The 20,829-nt window shown below is 53.0% G+C and carries 13 protein-coding genes and 4 pseudogenes; 15 read left to right on the forward strand and 2 right to left on the reverse strand.

Annotated elements, in window-relative coordinates:
* Positions 1 to 6 precede the first annotated feature (6 nt).
* The 7 genes and pseudogenes from ACHHV8_RS07560 to ACHHV8_RS07590 all read left to right on the forward strand — a co-directional run bounded on the left by ACHHV8_RS07560 (position 7) and on the right by ACHHV8_RS07590 (position 6,868).
* Positions 7 to 1,046 (forward strand): annotated as a pseudogene (locus tag ACHHV8_RS07560) (Ldh family oxidoreductase).
* 32 nt (positions 1,047 to 1,078) lie between these two features.
* The gene (locus ACHHV8_RS07565; RefSeq protein ID WP_395157733.1) at positions 1,079 to 2,014 is read left to right on the forward strand and encodes an extracellular solute-binding protein; all 936 of its coding nucleotides are present in this window, start codon (positions 1,079 to 1,081) and stop codon (positions 2,012 to 2,014) included.
* Positions 2,015 to 2,092: 78 nt separating this feature from the next.
* Positions 2,093 to 2,572: a type 2 periplasmic-binding domain-containing protein gene (locus tag ACHHV8_RS07570; RefSeq protein WP_395157734.1), complete on the forward strand. Its 480-nt coding sequence runs from the start codon at positions 2,093 to 2,095 to the stop codon at positions 2,570 to 2,572.
* Between the two features lie 86 nt (positions 2,573 to 2,658).
* The gene (locus ACHHV8_RS07575; RefSeq protein WP_395157735.1) at positions 2,659 to 3,621 is read left to right on the forward strand and encodes an ABC transporter permease; all 963 of its coding nucleotides are present in this window, start codon (positions 2,659 to 2,661) and stop codon (positions 3,619 to 3,621) included.
* 13 nt (positions 3,622 to 3,634) lie between these two features.
* Complete coding sequence (locus tag ACHHV8_RS07580; protein ID WP_395157736.1) at positions 3,635 to 4,513, forward strand: carbohydrate ABC transporter permease; 879 nt, start codon at positions 3,635 to 3,637, stop codon at positions 4,511 to 4,513.
* A 121-nt stretch (positions 4,514 to 4,634) separates the two neighbouring features.
* On the forward strand, positions 4,635 to 5,942 hold the full coding sequence (locus ACHHV8_RS07585; RefSeq protein ID WP_395157737.1) for a hypothetical protein: 1,308 nt from the start codon (positions 4,635 to 4,637) through the stop codon (positions 5,940 to 5,942).
* A 176-nt stretch (positions 5,943 to 6,118) separates the two neighbouring features.
* Positions 6,119 to 6,868: an IclR family transcriptional regulator gene (locus ACHHV8_RS07590; RefSeq protein ID WP_395157738.1), complete on the forward strand. Its 750-nt coding sequence runs from the start codon at positions 6,119 to 6,121 to the stop codon at positions 6,866 to 6,868.
* 305 nt (positions 6,869 to 7,173) lie between these two features.
* On the opposite strand, the gene ACHHV8_RS07595 is transcribed toward ACHHV8_RS07590, so the two are convergent.
* Both ACHHV8_RS07595 and ACHHV8_RS07600 read right to left on the reverse strand, forming a co-directional pair.
* Positions 7,174 to 8,634, reverse strand: coding sequence for an NAD-dependent malic enzyme (locus tag ACHHV8_RS07595; RefSeq protein WP_395157739.1), 1,461 nt, complete (start codon positions 8,632 to 8,634; stop codon positions 7,174 to 7,176).
* 30 nt (positions 8,635 to 8,664) lie between these two features.
* Positions 8,665 to 9,432, reverse strand: coding sequence for a fumarylacetoacetate hydrolase family protein (locus ACHHV8_RS07600; protein ID WP_395157740.1), 768 nt, complete (start codon positions 9,430 to 9,432; stop codon positions 8,665 to 8,667).
* Between the two features lie 244 nt (positions 9,433 to 9,676).
* On the opposite strand from ACHHV8_RS07600, the gene ACHHV8_RS07605 reads away from it, so the two are divergent.
* The 8 genes and pseudogenes from ACHHV8_RS07605 (at position 9,677) to ACHHV8_RS07640 (ending at position 20,700) form a co-directional block, all read left to right on the forward strand.
* Positions 9,677 to 11,998 carry a helix-turn-helix domain-containing protein gene (locus tag ACHHV8_RS07605; RefSeq protein WP_395157741.1) on the forward strand — a complete coding sequence of 774 codons (2,322 nt, stop codon included), beginning with the start codon at positions 9,677 to 9,679 and terminating at the stop codon, positions 11,996 to 11,998.
* A gap of 347 nt (positions 11,999 to 12,345) precedes the next feature.
* A complete protein-coding gene (locus ACHHV8_RS07610) occupies positions 12,346 to 13,260 on the forward strand; it encodes an ABC transporter permease (RefSeq protein ID WP_395163448.1) in 915 nt (304 codons plus the stop codon).
* Between the two features lie 46 nt (positions 13,261 to 13,306).
* Positions 13,307 to 14,186: pseudogene (locus tag ACHHV8_RS07615) on the forward strand (carbohydrate ABC transporter permease).
* Positions 14,187 to 14,605: 419 nt separating this feature from the next.
* Positions 14,606 to 15,802: a type 2 periplasmic-binding domain-containing protein gene (locus tag ACHHV8_RS07620; RefSeq protein ID WP_395157742.1), complete on the forward strand. Its 1,197-nt coding sequence runs from the start codon at positions 14,606 to 14,608 to the stop codon at positions 15,800 to 15,802.
* A 33-nt stretch (positions 15,803 to 15,835) separates the two neighbouring features.
* The gene (locus ACHHV8_RS07625; protein ID WP_395157743.1) at positions 15,836 to 16,876 is read left to right on the forward strand and encodes a mandelate racemase/muconate lactonizing enzyme family protein; all 1,041 of its coding nucleotides are present in this window, start codon (positions 15,836 to 15,838) and stop codon (positions 16,874 to 16,876) included.
* A gap of 648 nt (positions 16,877 to 17,524) precedes the next feature.
* Positions 17,525 to 18,830 (forward strand): annotated as a pseudogene (locus tag ACHHV8_RS07630) (Gfo/Idh/MocA family protein).
* An 87-nt stretch (positions 18,831 to 18,917) separates the two neighbouring features.
* A complete protein-coding gene (locus tag ACHHV8_RS07635; RefSeq protein ID WP_395163449.1) occupies positions 18,918 to 19,799 on the forward strand; it encodes an ABC transporter permease in 882 nt (293 codons plus the stop codon).
* 21 nt (positions 19,800 to 19,820) lie between these two features.
* A pseudogene (locus ACHHV8_RS07640) lies at positions 19,821 to 20,700 on the forward strand (carbohydrate ABC transporter permease).
* Positions 20,701 to 20,829 lie beyond the last annotated feature (129 nt).

Raw genomic sequence — 20,829 nt, forward strand, 5'->3', positions numbered from 1 at the left:
GCGGGGATGCGCTTGGTTCGTATTCCATTGTCAGAGCTGGAGCGGTTGTCTTATCAGCTGCTGAAGGCGGCCGGCTTGTCGGACGAACATGCGGGAACTGTGGCGGATGTGTTTATGAGGGCGACGTACCGGGGTGTGGGACATCACGACATCTATGAGCTGCCCGGAAGAATCGACCAGCTGCTGAAGGGCAAAATCAACGCGACGCCGTCGATTTCGAGGCTGCATAAATATGCCGCCCTGGAAAGCTACGATGGAGACAACGGGCTTGGCGAGCTGTGCGGCATGTTCATTATGCGGCGGGCCGAGAAGCTTGCCGATGAGCATGGCATCGGTTTATGCGCGATTCGAAACACGAATCACATTCTGGCCTCGTCCCCTTATGTGGAGGCGGCGGCGCAGGACGGTTACATCGGTTACATCATCACACGTGGCGCTCCGACCATGGGAGCGCCCGGACGGAAGGAGAAGGTGATCGGACCAGCCCGATGGGCTATGCGGTTCCCACAAGCAAAGGATTTCCGCTCATGTTCGACGCCTGTCTGGCGTATGCCTCGAACGGCGTGCTGGCCGAGAAGGCGCAGGCGGGCGAAAAGGTGCCGTCCCACTGGGGACTCGATGCCGATGGGCATCCGACCGATGATCCGTCCGCTATGTCGATCCCGAAGGGAGGCACGCGTCTGCCCATCGGGGGGCACAAGGGCTTCGGCTTGACCCTGTTGGGCGAGATTCTGACCGGACTGTTATCCGAGGGCGAGCTGATCGACGAGCCGCAAGCAGGCACCGGCGCGGTGGGCGTTCCATCGCATACGGCTATCTGTATCAAAGCGGACGGCCTGGTAGGTGCACAGAGGCTTGCGGACCGAACGGGCGAGCTGATCGACCGGATGGAGGCCCGTGCGCCGGGTTTGATCGTACCTGGCCGGCGTTCCTCCGAGAGCCGGGTCCGCATCTTGAGCGAAGGCGAAATTGAACTGACGAGTCAGCTGGTAGACCGGCTCAATGAAAGGTCGGCCATGCTGGACGTGATCCCGTTATCTTGTTGAACTTGAAGATATAAGAAGGGGAGAGGGTTGACATGTTCAAGAAATCGACTGCTTTTCTGGCGCTTGCCATGACCTTGGCGGTACTGCCTGCCTGCAGCTCATCCGAAACGGCTGCGCCGGAATCGGGGCAAGGGGACGGCAAATCGGGCACATCGGAGGATCAAGTATTTCGCTACAGCACGATGGTATCGACATTTGCCGAAGTGCCGGATATGAAAAACCAATTTTGGACGCGCTTTCAAAAGGAAAACCATCTCGAAATGGACGTTCAGTGGATTCCCGATCCGGAGTTCCAGACAAAGCTGAACCTGGCGCTGGCTTCAGGCGAGCTGCCGGATGTCGTGTCCGCGCAAAATCCTGACGACATTAACACGCTGAATGCGGTGGAGAAGGGCGTGTTCTGGGATTTGGACCCGTTTCTCGGCGATTTCAGCAAGTATCCGAATTTGAAAAAAAATATTCCCGAGGGCGCATGGAAATATTCCAAGTACAAAGGAAAGCATTACTTCATTCCCCGTGCCCGTTCGCAGATCAATACAGGCTATTTAATCCGCAAGGACTTGCTGGATGAAGCCGGCCTGGCGGTTCCCAAGACGACCGATGAGCTGTACAACGCGCTGAAGACCGTCAAAGCGAAGGATCCGAAGATGATAGGAATGCTGTTTATGGAAAATATGCAGTCCGCTTTCGGCACGTTTAAGCCGCAGTATAATGCGGAGGGCGGTATGTACCGCAACGTCCTGTCGGACGCGTATACCGATATGATCGAATGGTATAGAAAGCTGTATCAGGACGGCTTGATGTCGCCGGAATTTTCTGCGGTCAAGGGAGCGGAGCCGGACAATTTCTTTGCCGCCGGTAAGACGGTATTCCATACGAAAAACTTCTGGCATCAGTACCGGATGGAGCAGGAGAACAAGAAGGTCAAGCCGAATGCGCAGGTGGAGATCGTTCCTTTCATTAAATGACCGGGAGGCAATGCCTCGTATCTCGAGCCGGGCTTTACCGGCGGTTTGTTTATCCCGAAAAAGGTGCCTGAGGATAAGGTGAGGAAAATACTGGATGTGTTTAATCAAGCGGCCAGCGAAGAAAATTCCAAAGCGCTTTTCTACGGCTACGAAGGGACGCATCATACGGTGGAGAAGGGCAAGTATGTAATGACCAGCGTCGGCCTGAAGGAAATTCAAAGCTTTACGAACGATCCGTTCTCGATCAAGCGCAATGAGTGGGATAAAGTGGATAGCCCGCTGGCGCCGGTTGAAGTCGATTTGGCAAACCGCGAAAAGGTCAAAGTCGTTTACGATACTCTAACGGTCGATCCGTTCAAAATTATCCGCTCGGCGACCTGGGCGGCGGAATGGCCGAAATATGCCGACGAATTCGAAACGAAAAGAACAGAAGCGATTATGGGCAAAATTACGATGGATCAGTACAAGAAATATATCGAAGGCCTCCGCAGCAACGCTGCATTGAAAAAAGCGTTCGTGGAGCTGGCTCAAAGCTATAAAGAGTATTTCGGAGGATAATGTATCTGTAACAAACGGCCGGCGGCATAGCGAACTGACGCATCCGCCGGTCCCTATCCTTTCCTCGGATTGAAAGGAGCTTGCCGATGAAATCAAATGAGCTTGCCGTAAAAAAAGCTTCTTCTACTGTATTCGGCGGACTGCTTCGCAGGCGCTGGTCCGAATATGTGAAGTACCGGTATATGTACCTGCTTGTTCTGCCGGGATTTCTTTTCTTTGTCGTATTCAAGCTGGTGCCCATGTGGGGGCTGCTGATCGCCTTTAAGGATTATAACCCGATTGCCGGCTTTGGGCAGAGCGAGTGGGTAGGACTTAAATATTTCAAGGAAATGTTTGCCGACGAGCATTTTTACAGTATGCTGCGCAACACGCTGCTGATTAACATTTTCGGCCTCGTCTTTTTCTTCCCGCTGCCGATTCTGCTGGCCGTGATGCTGAATGAAGTGAGGCACGAACTGTTCAAGCGCATCAACCAGTCCTTGGTGTATATGCCCCATTTCTTGTCATGGGTTGTCATTGCCAGCCTAACTTTCTTTATGCTGTCCGTCGATATCGGCATGGTCAACAAAGTGGTGAGGCTTGTCGGGCTGGAGCCCTATTCCTTCTTGAATGACAGCCGGCTGTTCTGGGGGATGCTGACGCTGCAGGGCATATGGAAGGATGCCGGCTGGGGAACGATTATTTTTCTCGCCGCCATTGCGGGCGTCAATCCGGAGCGTTATGAGGCGGCGGTTGTCGACGGAGCGAGCCGGTTCCGGCAAATTTGGCACGTGACCCTGCCGGCGATCCGGCCGACGATTGTCGTCCTGTTGATCCTGCGTCTCGGCCATATGACGGACGTCAATTTCGAGCAGGTGCTGCTGATGATGAATCCGCTGGTGCGGGAAGTGGCCGACGTGTTCGATACGTATGTATACAACAACGGCATTTTGCGGGGAATGTACAGCATCGGCGTGACGGTAGGCTTCTTCAAAGGCTTCGTCGGGCTGGCGCTTGTCATGGCCTCGAACTATATCGTCAAAAAAATGGGGCATGAAGGTATCTATTAGGAGGGATGGCAGCATGAGCTTTGTACATCAAAAAAAGCTAACCTTGTTTGATTACGTCAACTACTTCCTGCTTGCGCTCATTTCGGCAGCATGTATCTTTCCTTTTCTGTACGTGCTCGGCGTGTCCTTAACGCACCGATCCGTGTATGTGCCTTATTCGTTCCAATGGTTTCCGCAGAAATGGTCGCTGGATGCCTACGCTTATATTTTATCCTCGAACAGCTTCGTCAACGCGTTAAAAAGTACGGCGTTCATTACGTTCTTCGGAACGGTGCTGAACCTCGTTTTTACCTTTACGATGGCTTACGGCCTGACAGAAAAGCGGCTTCCCCACCGGAGGTGGATTTACGGCTTGGTCGTCTTTTCGCTTGTATTCAGCGCAGGCATTATTCCGAACTTTCTGTTGATTAAACAGCTGGGGCTGATGAACTCGTATTGGGCGCTCATTCTGCCTGCCCTGACGAATGCGTGGAGTCTCATCGTGGTGAAGAGCTTCATGGATTCGCTTCCGCAGGAGGTGATTGAATCCGCCAAAATGGACGGATGCACCGATATCGGCGTGTTCATCCGGATCATCCTGCCGCTTTCGAAGCCGGCGATTGCGGCGTTCCTGCTGTTTTTTGCCGTATCGCACTGGAACACGTATTTCAACGCCGTCATGTTTCTGACGGACTCGAAGAAATGGACGCTGCAGGTGCTGGTGAAGTCGCTGGTGCTTGACAACAGCGCCAAAACCGCCGGCATGGAGGCCTCGATCGGCGACTCCTCGCCTCCTTCGGAAACGGTTCGTTCCGCATCGATCATGCTGGCCGTGCTGCCGATCTTATTCGTGTACCCGTTCTTGCAAAAGCATTTTGCCAAAGGCGTGATGATCGGATCGGTGAAAGGCTAAGTTTACACCCCTACAGTCTGTCTATGTACAATGGGATGGCAGGGGGCAGGGGACAGAAGGGCCAGTCCGTGCAGCAGCTGCCGCATTTGCCGTATTACGAAGCCAAAAGGAGGATTTTGATATGGATATTAAGGAAATTGCGGCCAGTCTTTACCCGTGGGATTTGCATGATGAAGGGGTGGAGACGTGCATCCGGAACTTGATCGAGCAGGTCGGGGTCAACAGCGTCTATCTCGTCGGCATTATGCACAAGGAGAAAAGACCGCTGCGGGGCCTGTACTATCCTCATAACCCGAAACGGAAGTTTTACTTGCCGGAAGACAGCCGGGTGTATTACCGGATGGATGAGAGCAACTTCAGCCATACGCCGCTGAAGCCTATTTACAGCTCCGTGGAATGGCTGAAGGGAACCGACTGGCTCGATGTGCTGATTGAAAGCGCCAGAAAGCACGGATTGAAGGCGGGCTGCGAAATTTCGCATACGATCTTTGATGCCAAAGTAGCGATGTCGGAATTTCCTTACACGATGCAGCGCAATGTCAAAGGCGAGATTGTGGGCAACATCGGCAAGCTGCTGTGCCCGAACAACGACCATGTCCGCGAGTATATTCTGGCCTTGTTCTACGATACGGCGAAAAATCACGATATCGATTTCATCCAAAGCTGTCTGATTCTGTTTCATGAGGGCGCCAGAACGAAGGTTCCGAATGACGGAGCCAGCACGGACCGTGAATTGGAGCTGCTGCTGGGCTCGCTCGAAGGCGGCTGCTTCTGCGACAGCTGTAAAGCGAAGGCGGTAGAGATGGGCTATGATTGGGACCGGATCAAGCAGGATCTGTCCAGACTGTACGATGTAGTGAAGCAGTCCGAGCTGCACGATCTGATGGAGAAAAAGCTGCTGGACGCCGGGAACTTGACGGCTGCGGGCTTTTTGCTGGAAAATCCGTCCCTGTACCAGTGGCTGGAGTTCAGGCAGAAGAGCATTACTTCGTTGTTCAAAGACATCTATACACGGATCAAGGCCGCCAATCCGAAGGTGGAGTTCCGGTACAATACGTATCTGAAATATCCTGAGCTGGCGGGCTTAAGCTTCTCCGCGATCAAGGATTACATCGATTCCGTCCGGGAATCCGATTATGCGGAACGGCTTGGGGATGTTTCCCAGCTGGTCGCCAAAAGGCAGAAGCTGATGAAGATCCGCCGGGGAGTCGGCTACGAGAAAGACTTGATCGCCGCCGTCGACGTCAGACCTACCGACCAGGGCCAGTCGAATGAAGAGGTGCTCCGCACGAGCGTCAGGCTGCTGAGCGGCTATGGCGTCGACGGCATCTCGCTCGGGCATTACGATGAAGCGACATTCGCCAGACTTCAAGCGGTGAAGGAGGGAATGATCGACGGGGAAATCAACCTGGTGAAGCCCGGGAGCTGATCCCATCGGTCAGAAAAGGCGTCGAATAGTGACTTATTGACTTGGCAAAGCCGTGTTCCGTATATTTCGGGCGGACGTTGTGCGAAGCGGCATTGACCGCTACAACAAGCCGTGTTACGATCAAAGGAACCTGTTTTTAGAAGTCGAAGGTTCACTATTCATAGGACGTGATACCATTGGATACGAAATACTCCGTACCCGCTCTGGACCGCGCGCATGCCGTGTTAAGCCTGTTGTCCGAAGAGCCTTATAAATGGAAATTATCCGATTTGTCGAAGGAGCTCGGCATCAGCAAGAGCACGCTGTATTCCCTGCTTCAGACCATGGAGCGCTTGCAGTGGGTTAACCGTGACCGCAATGAAACCTATGCTGTCGGCAGAACGGTAGGCGATTATGGCAGCGCTTATTTCCGCCAGTTTGACCTTATAGAGGAATTCCGGCGTCTGGGCGAACCGGTCATGCGCAAGCTTCATGAATCGATTCAGCTGGCCCGCTTGGACGGGAGCGAAGTATTATATTTGGCCAAGATTGAAGCGCCGACGCCCGTGCAGATGGTGTCGGGGCCGGGAGTCCGCTTCCCGGCGCATTCCACAGGGCTCGGCAAGTCGCTCATGTCGGAAATGGACGAGGAACAAATCCGGCTTCTGCTGCCGGAGGAGAAGCTCCCCAAACGAACGATGCATACGATCGACAGCCGGGAGGCTTTTATCCGCGAGCTGGAGCAGGTGCGCCGCGACGGCTACGCGCTGGATCATCAAGAGGGTGTCATGGGCTTCTGCTGTGTTTCCGCGCCGATCCGCAGCCGTGGAGAAATTGTCGCTGCGATCAGCTGCTCGATGCCTATGCATAACTGGGAGACGACGAAAGAGACGGCCATTCGGGAAATTTGCAGCCTGGCCGCCGGCTTGTCGACGAATAGGATATAAAATAAGCCGGTTCGCTGTTTTCAGCGAACGGCTTATTTTATACTAGACTCCTTTGGAATATTCTTCTCCAGCCGATTTTATTGATCTCTTCTTCATAGCCTTGCTTCGAATCGGTGTTTTCTTAGCTTTCATTTCCAGCACGTAATGCACGGATCACGAATTTGCTTTCGCTTCCGGATGTAAACATCTACGCATATGCCGAGCATTTTTCTTTTCGGGCATGCTGGCACATATGCTTAAGGCCGTAATTGACCCAAGGCTGCCGCATCTGCGGCAGCCTTGGGCTGTGAGAGAGAGAAAGAAAATTATTGCAAAATCAGCTTATCTTCTTGCAGGGACTGGGCGGATGCGGCTTCATCGGTCCGGAATTCCTTCGGAATCCGTTTGGCGACACCGGATTGCATCGCTGCCTGTACAACCGCGTCGCGGACGCTGCGCACAACCTGATCGTTAAAAATACTCGGGATGATGTAATATTCATTCAGCTCATCCTCGGTCACCATGGAAGCAATGGCGCGGGCCGCAGCCAGCTTCATTTCTTCATTGATGATGGAGGCGCGGCAATCGAGGGCGCCCCGGAAAATGCCGGGGAAGCAGAGCACGTTGTTGATCTGGTTCGGATAGTCGCTTCTGCCTGTGGCAAGCACTTTCACGTAAGGCTCGGCGAGATCCGGATCGATCTCCGGCTCGGGATTCGCCATCGCAAAGACGATCGGATCGCGGCCCATCCGCTGCAAGTCGGTCACCTTCAGCACGTTGGGGCCGGAGACGCCGATGAACACGTCGGCTCCCTCGATGACATCGCTAAGCAGCCCCTGCTTGCGCTCGGGATTAGTCACCTTGGCGATCCGGTCCAGCGTAGGATGGTTGTACTCTGTGCCGGGCACCAGCGCGCCCGGGCGGTCAACGGCAATCAGCCGTTTGACGCCGGCGGCAAGCAGCATCTCGATGCAAGCCGCGCCTGCCGCGCCGACGCCGCAGACGACGACACGGACGTCTTCAATCGCTTTGTTCACCAGCTTCAGCGCATTGAGGATGCCGGCCAGAATGACGACAGCCGTACCGTGCTGATCGTCGTGGAATACCGGGATGTTCAATTCCTCCTGAAGACGGCGCTCGATCTCGAAGCAGCGGGGGGAACTGATATCCTCTAGGTTGATACCTCCGAAAGTCGGTGCGATCGCTTTGACGATCTGCACAATTTCATCCGTATCCTTGGATTGCAGGCAGATCGGGAAGGCGTCGATATCGGCGAACTGCTTGAACAGCATCGCCTTGCCCTCCATGACCGGCAAGGCGGCTTCGGGGCCGATATCGCCCAGGCCGAGCACGGCTGTGCCATCCGTAACGACGGCGACGGTGTTGCGTTTGATGGTTAACGAGAAAGCCTTGCTCGGATCTTCGTGAATCGCCGTGCTGATCCGGGCAACGCCCGGCGTATAGACGCGGGACAGATCATCCCGGTTTTTGATCGGTGTTTTTGGGGTAACCTGAATTTTACCGCCCAAGTGGGCCAGGAAGGTGCTGTCCGACATATGGATAATGTTAATTCCGGGCAGTGCTTGTATAGCATCGGTCAGCCGGTCATGAATATCTACGTTCATTTCGACCGTGATATCCCGAACCGTTACTTGCTTGCCGGCGCGAATAACGTCGACAGCGGTAATATCCCCGCCGGATGCGTTGATAGCCGTTGCCAGCTCTCCGAAGGTCAGCTTGGTTTTATCGATCTCGACACGAAAAACGACGCTAGTGCTTATTGCCATGTGTCCCACTCCGTTTCCATGATTTTCTATTTAATAGGTTGATGCTTTGACCGGATTGCTCAGGCGGCCGATTCCCTCGACGATGCAATCGACCTGATCGCCGTCGCTGACGTTGACGGCTCCCGGCGGAGTGCCGGTTAGGATAATATCGCCGGGCGACAGCGTCATAAAGCCGCTGATATAAGCAATCAGCTCGTTGACCGGCGTAATCATCCGCTCGATGGAGCTGTCCTGTTTCCGGATCCCGTTCACCTCGGACTGGATTCGTGCCGAACGGTAATCGAACTCGGTTTCAATCACCGGACCGAGCGGGCAGAACGTATCGAACGACTTGCCGATCGTCCAGTGTCCTTCCGGGTGGTAAAAGCCGGAGGCGCTCATATCGTTGGATACGGTGAAGCCGAAGATGATGCTGTCGGCTTCGGCCGCCGCGATGTTTTTGGCTGTCTTCCCGATCACGACGGCCAGCTCGGACTCGTATTTAACCGCATCCGGCACGGGAGGCAGGATGATGGTATCGCCCGGCCCGATGACGCTGGTCAGCGGCTTGAAGAAAAGGACGGGCAGCTCGGGAATGGGAGGCTTCGTCACATCGTTCGCCGCAAAGTTTTTTCCGACGCCGATTATATGCTTCGGAATGAGGGGAGCCTGTAGAGAGACGGAACTCAGATCAAATTCCCGGCCGGTATAATCGAACCGGCTGAACGGGTCGCCTGTGAACTCGCGGATAAGCGATTCCTGGATCGTGCCGCTGCGTACTTGGGTTTCACCAGCAAGGGTAAATCGTACAAATTTCATAACCACACCCCTTTGTTCAAAATAATGAACAACGTTTTAAATAATGCATTTACCATATATTCCTACACATTTCGCCGCATGTCAATGGGTTTTAAAAAGTTCTTTGCCGAAAGCCGCAAGGAATATTCTGGAAGGGGAAGAACGTGCGATTCCCGATTATTCCGGCTGACAGCGAAATGTTCGTGACGGAAGCGGAACTATCGGGTAGAATAAAAGTCAAATTTATACCTCATGGAGGTGTGCTATGTACCGGCTTCATAGTTATCATGCCAAGCTGCTCCTGTTCAGTACGCTGATCAGCACGCTGCCGATTATTTTGCTGGGTGTGCTGTTTTACTTTAAATTCTCGCAATCGATTCAGGATAAGGTCGACGAGGGCAACCGTCATATTCTGGAGCAGACCCGTCTGCGCGTAGAGCAGGTGCTGCAGGGGGTCGATCTGTCGCTGCAGCGGCTGGTCGATAACAAGGCGGTTATTCAGTCCATGTCTCAAAACTTGACGCCTGCCGATTTTCAATTCGAGCAGGAGCTGGCATCCAATTTGAACCAGATTCAAAGATTCGACTTCGGTCTCAATGACGTGGCGCTGGTCGGCTTGCAAAACGGATGGCTACTGAGCAATTATGGGCTGCAGCTTGTAAACGCTGTCAGCAGCGGGCCGCAAATTAAACAATATGTGAACGTATCCGGAGATTCGTACTGGACTGCGGAGGACAGCAGCTTGGCTCGCGGCGTATCGATTCCGAACGAGCGTTTCGTCCATCTGGTCAAAAAAATCCCGGCCATCTCCGATCGCCCGCAGGGCCTGCTCATTGCGGAGATCTCTACGCACGAGCTGTTCCGTCTCTTATCGCAAAACAATTCGCTTGGCGAAATCTTTATTTTCGACGGGGCGAACGGGCTGCTGGTCGAGCAGAACCAAAGCTCCGTCTATCCCGTATCCGAGCTGCAGTCTTTTATTCAAGGTCTGGATATGACCGAAAACCAGTCAGGCATCGTCTCTGCCGAGTTCAACCATCATCGGGTCGGTGTCGAATACCAGAAGTCCTCTTTCAACGGGTGGCTTTACGTTTCCATCGTGCCTTCCGATGAAATCCGCAAAGCCACCTGGAAGACAAGCTGGATGATGCTGCTCGGCTGCCTGGGCCTGCTGCTTGCGGCGAATGTGATCTCGATTCAATATTCGCGGCGGCTGTACAGCCCGATTCAGCGTCTGTACGATATTTGCTTTGCGAGTGTCGGTCAAGCGCAAGGCGGCGACTCTCCGTCGCGAAAGGCCGAACGCAATGAATTTGATGTGATTAATCAGAATATCGCCAACCTGCAGGATTTGCAGACTCAGCTGTCACAGCAGCTGAAGGGACAGATCCGGCAGCTGGAGGAGCTGTTCGTGCTGAAGCTGGTCCAAGGAGAGTTCAGGCCGGGCGATATTCGGGACAAGCTGTCGATCATGGTATATGATCCGCCGCTTGAGCTGAAGTGGATGAGCGTTCTTGTGCTCCAGATCGATTCGTTGAAGGGCACGAGGTATGACGAGAAGGACCGCGAGCTGCTGCAATTTGCCGTAAACAATATGGTAAGCGATATTGTGCCGAATAAAAACTGCCTGATGCCTATTATCGTGCAAAATCATCAGGTGACGATCCTGTACACCGATGAGCCTTCGCTGGAACACTTCAAGCAGTTTATGGCAACGACCGCCGAGCGCATTGAGCAGGAGCTGCGGCGCTTCCTCGGTCTTTCGATCAGCATCGGCATCAGCCGTCCTTATGCGCAGCTGATGGAGGCGTATCCCGCCTTTGCGGAGGCGAAGGAGGCGTTGAAGCAGGGCCTGCTGGCGGAGCACGCTTCGATTCTGTACTATGACGACGGCGCCAAGGAAGGGGACGGCCCGTCGGTCAGCTTCCCCGAGCAGGCCGAGAAGGAGCTGCTTCAAGCGATCAAGTATGTGGAGCGGGACAAGCTGGAGCCTTCGCTGGAGCGATTTTTTACGGAAATTACTCTGCAGCACGGCACCTATATCGATTATCAGGCCTCGTTTCTCCGCTTGTTCGCCGATCTGATCCGGCTGCTTCAAGAAGCGGATATACCGCTCCAATCGGTGTACGGGGACAACCAGCTGCTTCTTCAACAGCTGTACACGTTCCATAAGGTGGACGAGATCAGGCATTGGCTGTATAAAGATATTATCCTTCCGATGCTTCCTCATCTTGAAACGCGGAAGCAGTCCAAGAATCAGCTGCTGGTTCAAACGATCACACGGATGGTCGAAGAAGAGTACGATACGGAAATGACACTGGAGCTGTGCGCATCCAGACTGCACTATCATCCGAATTACATCAGCCGGGTGCTGAAGAACGAGCTGGGCATGAACTTCAGCGATTATCTGGCGCATTACCGGCTGCTCATGGCTAAGGAAATGCTGACCAAGACGGATGCCAAGATTTCGGAAATCGCGGAAAAGCTATGTTACCACAATTCGCAAAACTTTATCCGGTACTTCCGGAAGATGGAAGGGATGACGCCGGGGAAATACCGGGAGCTGCATGCCCAGGAGAAGGAGTAAACAACTCAGGAGCCTGTCGTAGCCGTACGCAGCCGCACATCAGGAGAAGGAATAACGCCTGAGAAACAACCGGGGGCCGCATGCCTGTAAGAAGGAATGACGGCACAACCATGGTGTGTCAGGGACGTAAATTGCGGGTTGGATGATGATTATGCAGTGGTTGGCTAAGGATTATAGGGGAACCCGGCATTGTGTGATGCTGGGTTTTCTTATTGTGCGGTTGAGGATTCTAGGATGTCATCGGGCACCGTGTTATGGTTTGAGTACGGCAACGAAATATCGATAGGAGATGGGGGATGAAATTGTACAGTCAAACATTAAACAAAACCCAAAACAAATCCCGGACGATGAATCCAAGGCTCGCCTTAATGAAACGTCTGGTAAAAAACCGGTGGCTTTACTTTATGCTTCTGCCGGGGGTCATCTATTTTATTCTATTCAAATATTTACCGATGTGGGGAGTCATGATCGCTTTTCAGAACTATTCGCCGTTCATGGGATTCTGGGGCAGCGAATGGATCGGCTTCGATAATTTCACGAAGTTTTTCGCCGATCCGTCATTCGGTCTTATTTTTAAGAACACCGTCATTCTGGCGCTTTACAATCTGTTCTTCTTCTTTCCGCTGCCGATTGTTATTTCCTTGCTTCTTAACGAGCTGCGGTCGGAAATGTACAAGCGTTTCATTCAAACGATGATTTACATCCCGCATTTTATTTCCTGGGTTGTCGTTGTAGGGATTGCGTACATTTTGTTTACGCCGGAAGGCGGCATTGTGAACAACCTGCTGGCGGAGATGGGCATTCAGCAGAAGAGCTTTCTTCTAAGCAACGAATGGTTCCGTCCGATGGTCATCGGGGAAGTATTATGGAAGGAAACGGGCTGGGGAACAATTCTTTTTTTGGCAGCGCTTTCGGGTGTGGACGTTCAGCTCTATGAAGCGGCGCGCATGGACGGAGCGAACCGCTGGCAGCAAATGCTTCACGTAACCCTGCCTGCGATCAAGAGCACGGTCGTCATTCTGCTTATTCTGCGGCTGGGCAATTTTATGGACTCCGGCTTCGAGCAAATCTTTTTGATGCTCAATCCGATGAACCGCGAGGTTGGCGAGGTATTCGATACCTTCGTATATACCAGCGGTGTGCAGCAGGGACAGTTCAGCTATGCTACCGCATCGAACCTGTTTAAGTCGGTAATCGGCATCGCGCTGGTCGTAGGCTCCAACTATTTGGCCAAGAAGGCCGGAGAAGAAGGCATTTATTAATACTGAGGATCGCTAGACAAACGTACAGACAAGGAGTGAAGAAGAGATGAATTATAAGTCGCTTGGAAGCCGAATCTTCGATGGATTCAACTATGTTCTTTTGTTTGTAATCGCCATGTGTACACTGCTGCCATTTATTTATATCGTCTCGGGTTCGTTGACGGACCCGGCGGAATTTCTGGCTCACCCGCTGCTGCTGTTTCCGACGAAGTTTTCGCTGGCCGGGTACCAGTACATTCTTTCCTCGAATGTCATATTCCACAGTTTGCTGGTTACAATATTCATTACGGTCGCAGGGCAGCTTCGTTAACTTGCTGCTGACCACCTTGATGGCTTATCCGTTATCGCGCAGAGAATTGGATGGCCGCAAAACGATTATGCTGCTGGTCACGTTCTCCATGCTGTTCAGCGGCGGGATGATTCCGACCTTCCTGATCGTCAAATGGCTTGGACTGCTCGATTCCTACTGGTCTCTGCTGCTGCCCAATGCGATCAATGCCTTCAATTTGATCGTCATGCGCAATTTCTTTCAGCAGGTGCCCGAAGGCTTGGAGGAAGCGGCCAAAATTGACGGCTGCAACGATATGCGCATTTTGTGGCAAATTATGATTCCGCTTTCACTGCCTGCACTTGCGACATTTACATTGTTTTATGCCGTCGGACATTGGAATTCGTTCTTCCACGCGGTGCTGTACATCAACGATAATATGAAGTGGCCCGTTCAAGTATGGCTGCGTCAGATCGTCATCTTGTCGCAAGGCGGAGCGGGAGACTCCACGGTATTCGACAGCTCCTATGTTATCCCGCCTTCACAAATCGTGAAGATGGCTGTTATCGTTATTTCTACGCTGCCGATCCTTTGCGTATATCCGTTTTTGCAGAAGCATTTCGCCAAAGGCGCTATGATCGGTTCGGTAAAAGGGTAAGCAGCGCGATTTTCTACGAATAGACGGTCTCCTTCTATGGAGGCATCTAGATAAAAAGCTTTTGACTGATCCAACAATCAAGGGGGTATTTACAATGGCAAACCAGAAGAACAGATGGCGCAAGCCGGCATTGGCATTAACCGCTGCAAGCGTCATGCTTGCAGCCGGCTGCAGCGGCGGCACAGACAGTAAAGCGGGACAGGCTCCGGCAGCGGGCAAGTCCCAGGAGCCGTTCAAAATTACAATGATGAACCAGAGCATTGTGGCCGAGCCGCCGCGTCCTGACGACCCGGTCATTGCGGCAATTGAAAAGTACAGCAACACGAAGCTGGAAATCCAGTGGGTTCCGGGAACAACGTACACGGATAAGCTGAATGCGACGATCGCTTCCGGTACGCTGCCGATGGTTGTGCTGCTGCATGCGGCCCCAAACGGTAATTAATGCAATGCGCTCCGGATATTTCTGGGAAATCGGGCCTTACCTGAAGGATTATCCGAACCTGGAGCGTTCGCTGAACAAACAGGTGCTCAAAAACGTTTCCCTGGACGGGAAGCTGTATTCCATCTTCCGGAGCCGGGCTTTGGTCGGAAACGGCGTTATTTACCGCAAGGACTGGCTCGATGCGCTCGGCATGAAGGCGCCGACAACGGTCGACGAGCTGTATAACACAATTAAAGCGTTTACCCAAAACGATCCGGATAAAAACGGCAAGAACGATACCGTCGGTTTCGCCGAGGAGATGTCCATCCGCGGATTTAACTTCCTGCTGGCGGCCTTTGGCGGCGGCAATATGTGGGACGTGAAGGACGGCAAGCTGCAGTCCACTCTGTTCAGCCAGGCTTATTTGGATACAATGAATTTTTATCGCAAGCTGTATCAAGAGAAGCTGATGAATCAGGATTTCGCGCTGGCGACAAGACCGCAAAATATTGACAATATGGATAAAGGGCAGTACGGCCTCCGTATGGGCGACCCCGACCAGATTACAAGACATTCTCAGCTGTACAAGGTGAATCCGAAGGCAGAGCTGGAAGTAACGGCATCGCTGAACGGGAAGAACGGCGTCAAAGTTTTAATGGACCCAGGGTATACCGGTGAATTCGTCTTCCCGAAATCAAGCGTCAAAACCGAAGCGCAGCTGCGGCAAATCTTGGCCTTCTTTGATAAAATTTCCGAAGACGGCGCGCAGAACATCTTCGAATGGGGCTTGGAAGGCGTGCACTACACGATGCAGAACGGCAAGCCGACGCGTACGCCGGAGCAGCTGGATAAATACAACACCGAAGTGGTTCAGCTGGAGCAAACGCTTCAAGTATCCGACGGTTCCCGGGCTATGGCCGGCGATGTAGAGCCGAACGTGAAGAAGTATAAAGATGCCAAGAAAGCGGTGGAGGGCAATCTGATAGCGAACCCTGCGGCGGCATACACCTCCGATACCTGGAATCAGAAGAGTGCCGAGCTGAATAAAATCGTCAACGACGCGCGCATCAAATATATCATGGGCGAATTGGACGAAGCGGGCTGGAAGCGTGCGCTGGACAGCTGGAGCAAAGCAGGCGGAGACAAAGTGACCCAGGAATTCAATGACCAGTACGCAAAAGATCCGAACAAATAAACCGGCTTCAGGCCTAAGTTCAGGAGGCGAACGATGAAAGTAACCGATTTGACTTGTTATGTGGCGAGTGGCCTGCTCTATGTAAAAGTAGATACGGATGAAGGGGTATCGGGCTTCGGCGAGAGCAGTCCGATGCGCGCCGAAATTTTGGTCAAAATCATTCAAGAAATCATTAAGCCGCAAATTATCGGCAGCGATCCGTTCAATATTGAACGGATCGAGGAGAACGTCATGCGCAAGCATTACAAAATCTCCGGCCAAATGCTGGCGGCGGCCTACAGCGGCGTGGAAATTGCGCTTTGGGATGCACGCGCGAAATTTTTGAACCAGCCGTTGTACAACCTGCTCGGCGGTAAGTACCGGGAAACGATTCCGCTGTACGGCTCGAGCATGAGCCGGGACCTGACGCACGACCAGGAAGTGGAGAAGCTGAAGGAAGGCATCGAGGCATACCATTTCGGTGCGGTAAAAATCAAGGTCGGTTCCCGTTACGGTACGGGCCTGCCTGTAGATCTTAACGACGATGCGGAAAAGGTTCGGCGCGTGCGCGAAGCAATCGGACCGAATGTCCGTTTGATGATCGACGGAAACAGCTCTTATACTTATATTCAGGCAGTACAGCTGTACGATAAAATCAAGGCTTATGATATCCATCATTTCGAGGAACCATGCCCGTATTTTGATATTGAAGCTTATGTGAAGCTGGCTCATACGCTGCCGGTACCGATTCACGTCGGCGAGCAGGACTGGAACATTTTCACCTTCCGCGATTTTATCGCGCGCGGTGGCTGCCATCTGTATGCCGCCGACCCGATCAAATGCGGCGGGCTGCTGAGCGCCAAACGGGCGTCGACGCTCTGCCGGGCTTTCGGCATCAACTATGTGCCGCATAACACGACGCGCGGAATCGGCTTTGCAGCCGCCCTGCATCTGGCGGCAAGCACGCCGGAATGCAACAGCTACTACGAATATTCCATCGAAAAGCACAACCTGCGCGGGCAGATGGTGAAATCCGATTTCAAAGTGCAGGACGGCCGGATTTACGTTCCGGAAGGTCCAGGGTCTCGGCATTGAAATCGATGAAGAAAAAATGAACGCGATGCTGACGGTAATCAAATAGGCTGACGGTCTTTATCCAGACCGGCACCGGATTATCAGCGCTTTCGCGGGAGCAGGTCTCCGCCTCGTCTTTATGACGGCGGGGCACCTTTTTCATGCAAGGCAAGTAAAGCAGAGAGAAGCGGGAAGTACAGAGAGTAAATTAGTAGTAAAGTAGAAGTATGCACTGAAAGTCGAACCAGAGAGGCCATGGGTATGGGGCGGAAAAGCGTCAGCGGTCGCCTTTAAACCTGTGTCCTTACCATTCTAAGTTATATTCAAATTGGACACAGGTTTAACAGCGATTGGAGCCCCATACCCATGGTCTCCCACGCTCATACGCGTGGACACACAGCTGCACTTAAATCTGTGAGCAGCCTTCTCAAGACTATTTGAACCATGCAAACGCGCTTGTCCGCGTGGTGTCTCTAAAGAGCATCGCCTGTAGCGCTGAGGATTATTACGCCCGCCTGAAGCGGCAATAAGCGCAGCCGGCCCGGCTTTCCCGGGGGTTCGCCGCAACTGTCGCTGTCCGGATTGTAGCCTGTTACCGGGATGTAGGAAATAATGAAGTCATTCCGAACGGGGATGAACACACAATGGAAAACGAGGTGCCTTGTTACGATGAAGAAAAAATACGCGATATGCGGGGTCAGCAACCGGAGCATGAAAATGTTCATCGGTCCGATGCTAAAAACATTTTCCAGCCAGGCTGAAATCGTCGGATTGCTCGATATCGATCCGAGACGATTCGAGGTCTGCAAAAGCAAATATCCGGAGCTCGCCTCCGTTAAGGAGTACGGTCCGGACGATTTCGACGCGCTGGTCCGGTGAGACCGAGCCGGATGTCATTATTGTAACCGGACGGGACGATACGCATGTAACGTACATTTTGCAGGCGCTTGCCAAGGATCTCGACGTCATTACCGAGAAGCCGATGGCGACGACCGGCGCGGACTGCCGCCGCATTCTGGATGCGGAGCAGCGGAGCAAGGGCAAGGTTACGGTATCGTTCAACTATCGGTATTCGCCCATTCACAGCCGTATCAAGGAGCTGGTGCTGGAGGGCAAGGTAGGCCGGGTCACATCCGTGGACCTGAACTGGTACATTGACACTTATCACGGAGCCAGCTACTTTAAACGTTGGAACCGTGTGCGGGAGCATTCGGGAGGCCTCTCCATTCATAAAAGCTCTCACCATTTCGATCTGGTGAATTGGTGGATTGGCCAGCGGCCGGTGGAAGTATTCGCATTCGGCGCGCTGAACTATTACGGTCCTGACGGTCCGTTGAACCCGAAGAAGGAAGACGGGCGCCACTGTGAGACCTGTGAAGTGAAGGCGGACTGTGCTTACTTTATGCGCTGGTCGACCCGCAGCAAGGAGGGGACAGTGAAGGACGATCACATCGGGGCGGTCAGCTCGAATCTTTCCGCAGCCCCTTACAGCGAGTACCGGGCGGATGCCTGTATCTACGATTCCGTCATTAATATCGAAGATACGTACTCGGTCAACGTCAAGTACGACGGCGGCGCGCTGCTGTCCTACTCCGTCAATTTCTCTCTTCCTTATGAAGGCTATCGTTTGGCGATTAACGGAACGAAGGGCCGGATTGAAACGACGGAGTATCACTCAGCCAGCCGGGTTCCGTTCCCTGTTCCGGTGCAGACGATCGACTATTTCCCGCTGTTCGGCTCGAAGGAAACGATCCATGTCGTTCATCGCGAAGGCGGCCATGGGGGCGGCGATCCCGTACTGCTTGAGGATCTGTTCCTGGGTCCCGACCCGAAACGCCAGTATCCGATCTTATCCGGCTCGCGGGACGGCGCAGATTCGATCGGCACCGGCGAAGCCGTGTGGCGGTCCGTGAAGGAGAACCGTCCCGTCCGCGTAGAAGATGTGCTGGCTGCGTCTTATCCCACAGCTACATGAAAGGAGACATAACGCTTGAAAACACAAACGGCGCAGGCGCCAAAGCTCGGGCTTGGCAGCAGGGCGGGCTTGCTAAGGCAGCGAATTATGAAAAGTCCGCATTTGTATGTCATGATCGCCCCGGGGCTGATCTACTTTATTCTATTTAAATATTTACCGATGTGGGGCGTACTGATCGCTTTTAAGGATTACTTGCCTTTCAGGGGCTTTTGGGACAGCCCATGGGTGGGCCTCAAGCATTTCGACCGCTTTTTCCATGATCCTGTCTTTTGGCTTCTATTAAAGAACACGTTTGTACTGGCCATCTACAACATCGTCTTTTTCTTCCCGATTCCGATTGTCATTGCGCTGATGCTCAATGAGCTGAGGATCGAATGGTTCAAGCGCTCGATTCAAACGGCGATTTACATTCCCCACTTCGTATCCTGGGTCGTTGTTGTCGGGATGGTGTACACGTTCTTTTCCTCGGAGGGCGGGATCTTTACGAATATGCTCGTCGACGCAGGGCTGCCGAAGCTGAACTTTCTGATGTCGAACGACTGGTTCCGTCCAATGATTATTTTGGAAGTGATCTGGAAGGAATCCGGCTGGGGAACGATTATTTTCCTCGCGGCTTTGTCCGGCGTCGATCCTACATTGTATGAAGCGGCGAAAATTGACGGGGCGAGCCGGTACCGCCAGCTGTGGCATATTACGCTGCCCGCCATCCGCAGCACGATCGTTATTTTGTTCATTCTGCGGCTCGGCAACTTTCTCGATACCGGCTTCGAGCAGATTTTCCTGATGCTGAATTCGACGAACCGCCAAGTAGGCGAGGTGTTCGACACCTATGTTTATGTCAACGGGGTTCAGCAAGGACAGTTCAGCTTCAGCACGGCGGTCGGCTTGTTCAAATCGCTGGTCGGACTGTGCCTCGTGCTCGGGGCGAACAAAGCGGCCAAGAAGCTTGGCGAGCAAGGAGTTTACTAACAAGAAAAGGAGGCATTGGCCATGATTCGACCTACTCTGGGCTCGCGCTTGTTCGATATCGTTAATGTTGCAATGCTGGTCGTTTTCGCTTTATTTACTATCGTGCCGTTTCTGTTTGTGCTGTCAGGTTCCTTTACGGCTTCGGAGGAGCTGCTCCAGCGCGGTGTAGTTCTGTTTCCGACCAAGTTTTCGCTGGACGGCTACAGATATATTTTTTCCACGAAAACGATTCTGTGGAGCTTGGGCGTAACCGTGTATATCACGGTTGTGGGGCATCTTGATTAACCTGATCTTCACGACACTGACCGCTTATCCGCTGGCCAGAAACGAATTTATCGGACGCAAGCCGATTATGATGCTGGTTCTGTTCACGATGCTGTTCAGCGGCGGCATGATTCCGACGTTCCTCGTCGTCAAATCGCTGGGGCTGCTCAACAGCTATGCGTCGCTGCTTATTCCTGGAGCGATCAGCGCGTTTAACCTGATTATTCTGCGCAATTTTTTCCAGCAGCTGCCTGACGGCCTGGAAGAAGCGGCCAAGATCGACGGCTGTAACGATTACCAGATCCTCGTGCGGATCGTGCTGCCCTTATCGCTGCCGGCGATGGCTACCTTCTCGCTGTTTTATGCGGTCGGCCATTGGAACACCTTTTTCAACGCCGTATTGTACATTAACGACAACACGAAATGGCCGATCCAGGTGTGGCTCCGTCAGATTGTCATCCTGTCCCAGGGAGGCATCGGCGACTCTCAACAGTTGGGCAGCGATTATGTGGCTCCGCCCGGCGAGGTTATCAAAATGGCCGTCATCATCGTATCGACAGTACCGATTTTGCTGGTATATCCTTTCCTGCAAAAGCATTTTGCCAAAGGTGTACTGCTCGGCTCCGTCAAAGGGTAAGCGGGACGGCCGCCTGCCCTTGCCCGCTGGGCTCATCTGAGATGGAAGCGCTGGAAGTTATCCGTTAAAGAAATGTAAAGAAGCTAAAGAAGACGATACTATTAATCAGGGGATCAGGAGGTTTTGTAC

It is taken from the genome of Paenibacillus sp. TAB_01 (assembly GCF_043945595.1).
GTDB lineage: Bacteria > Bacillota > Bacilli > Paenibacillales > NBRC-103111 > Paenibacillus_S.

What these genes read in the sequence shown, in the direction of transcription:
- ACHHV8_RS07565 (WP_395157733.1), top strand. Translation starts at nt 1,079, where the DNA reads ATGTTCAAGAAATCGACTGCTTTTCTGGCGCTTGCCATGACCTTGGCG.
- ACHHV8_RS07575 (WP_395157735.1), top strand. Translation starts at nt 2,659, where the DNA reads ATGAAATCAAATGAGCTTGCCGTAAAAAAAGCTTCTTCTACTGTATTC.
- ACHHV8_RS07580 (WP_395157736.1), top strand. Translation starts at nt 3,635, where the DNA reads ATGAGCTTTGTACATCAAAAAAAGCTAACCTTGTTTGATTACGTCAAC.
- ACHHV8_RS07585 (WP_395157737.1), top strand. Translation starts at nt 4,635, where the DNA reads ATGGATATTAAGGAAATTGCGGCCAGTCTTTACCCGTGGGATTTGCAT.
- ACHHV8_RS07595 (WP_395157739.1), bottom strand. Translation starts at nt 8,634, where the DNA reads ATGGCAATAAGCACTAGCGTCGTTTTTCGTGTCGAGATCGATAAAACC.
- ACHHV8_RS07600 (WP_395157740.1), bottom strand. Translation starts at nt 9,432, where the DNA reads ATGAAATTTGTACGATTTACCCTTGCTGGTGAAACCCAAGTACGCAGC.
- ACHHV8_RS07605 (WP_395157741.1), top strand. Translation starts at nt 9,677, where the DNA reads ATGTACCGGCTTCATAGTTATCATGCCAAGCTGCTCCTGTTCAGTACG.
- ACHHV8_RS07610 (WP_395163448.1), top strand. Translation starts at nt 12,346, where the DNA reads ATGAATCCAAGGCTCGCCTTAATGAAACGTCTGGTAAAAAACCGGTGG.
- ACHHV8_RS07620 (WP_395157742.1), top strand. Translation starts at nt 14,606, where the DNA reads ATGCGGCCCCAAACGGTAATTAATGCAATGCGCTCCGGATATTTCTGG.
- ACHHV8_RS07625 (WP_395157743.1), top strand. Translation starts at nt 15,836, where the DNA reads ATGAAAGTAACCGATTTGACTTGTTATGTGGCGAGTGGCCTGCTCTAT.
- ACHHV8_RS07635 (WP_395163449.1), top strand. Translation starts at nt 18,918, where the DNA reads ATGAAAAGTCCGCATTTGTATGTCATGATCGCCCCGGGGCTGATCTAC.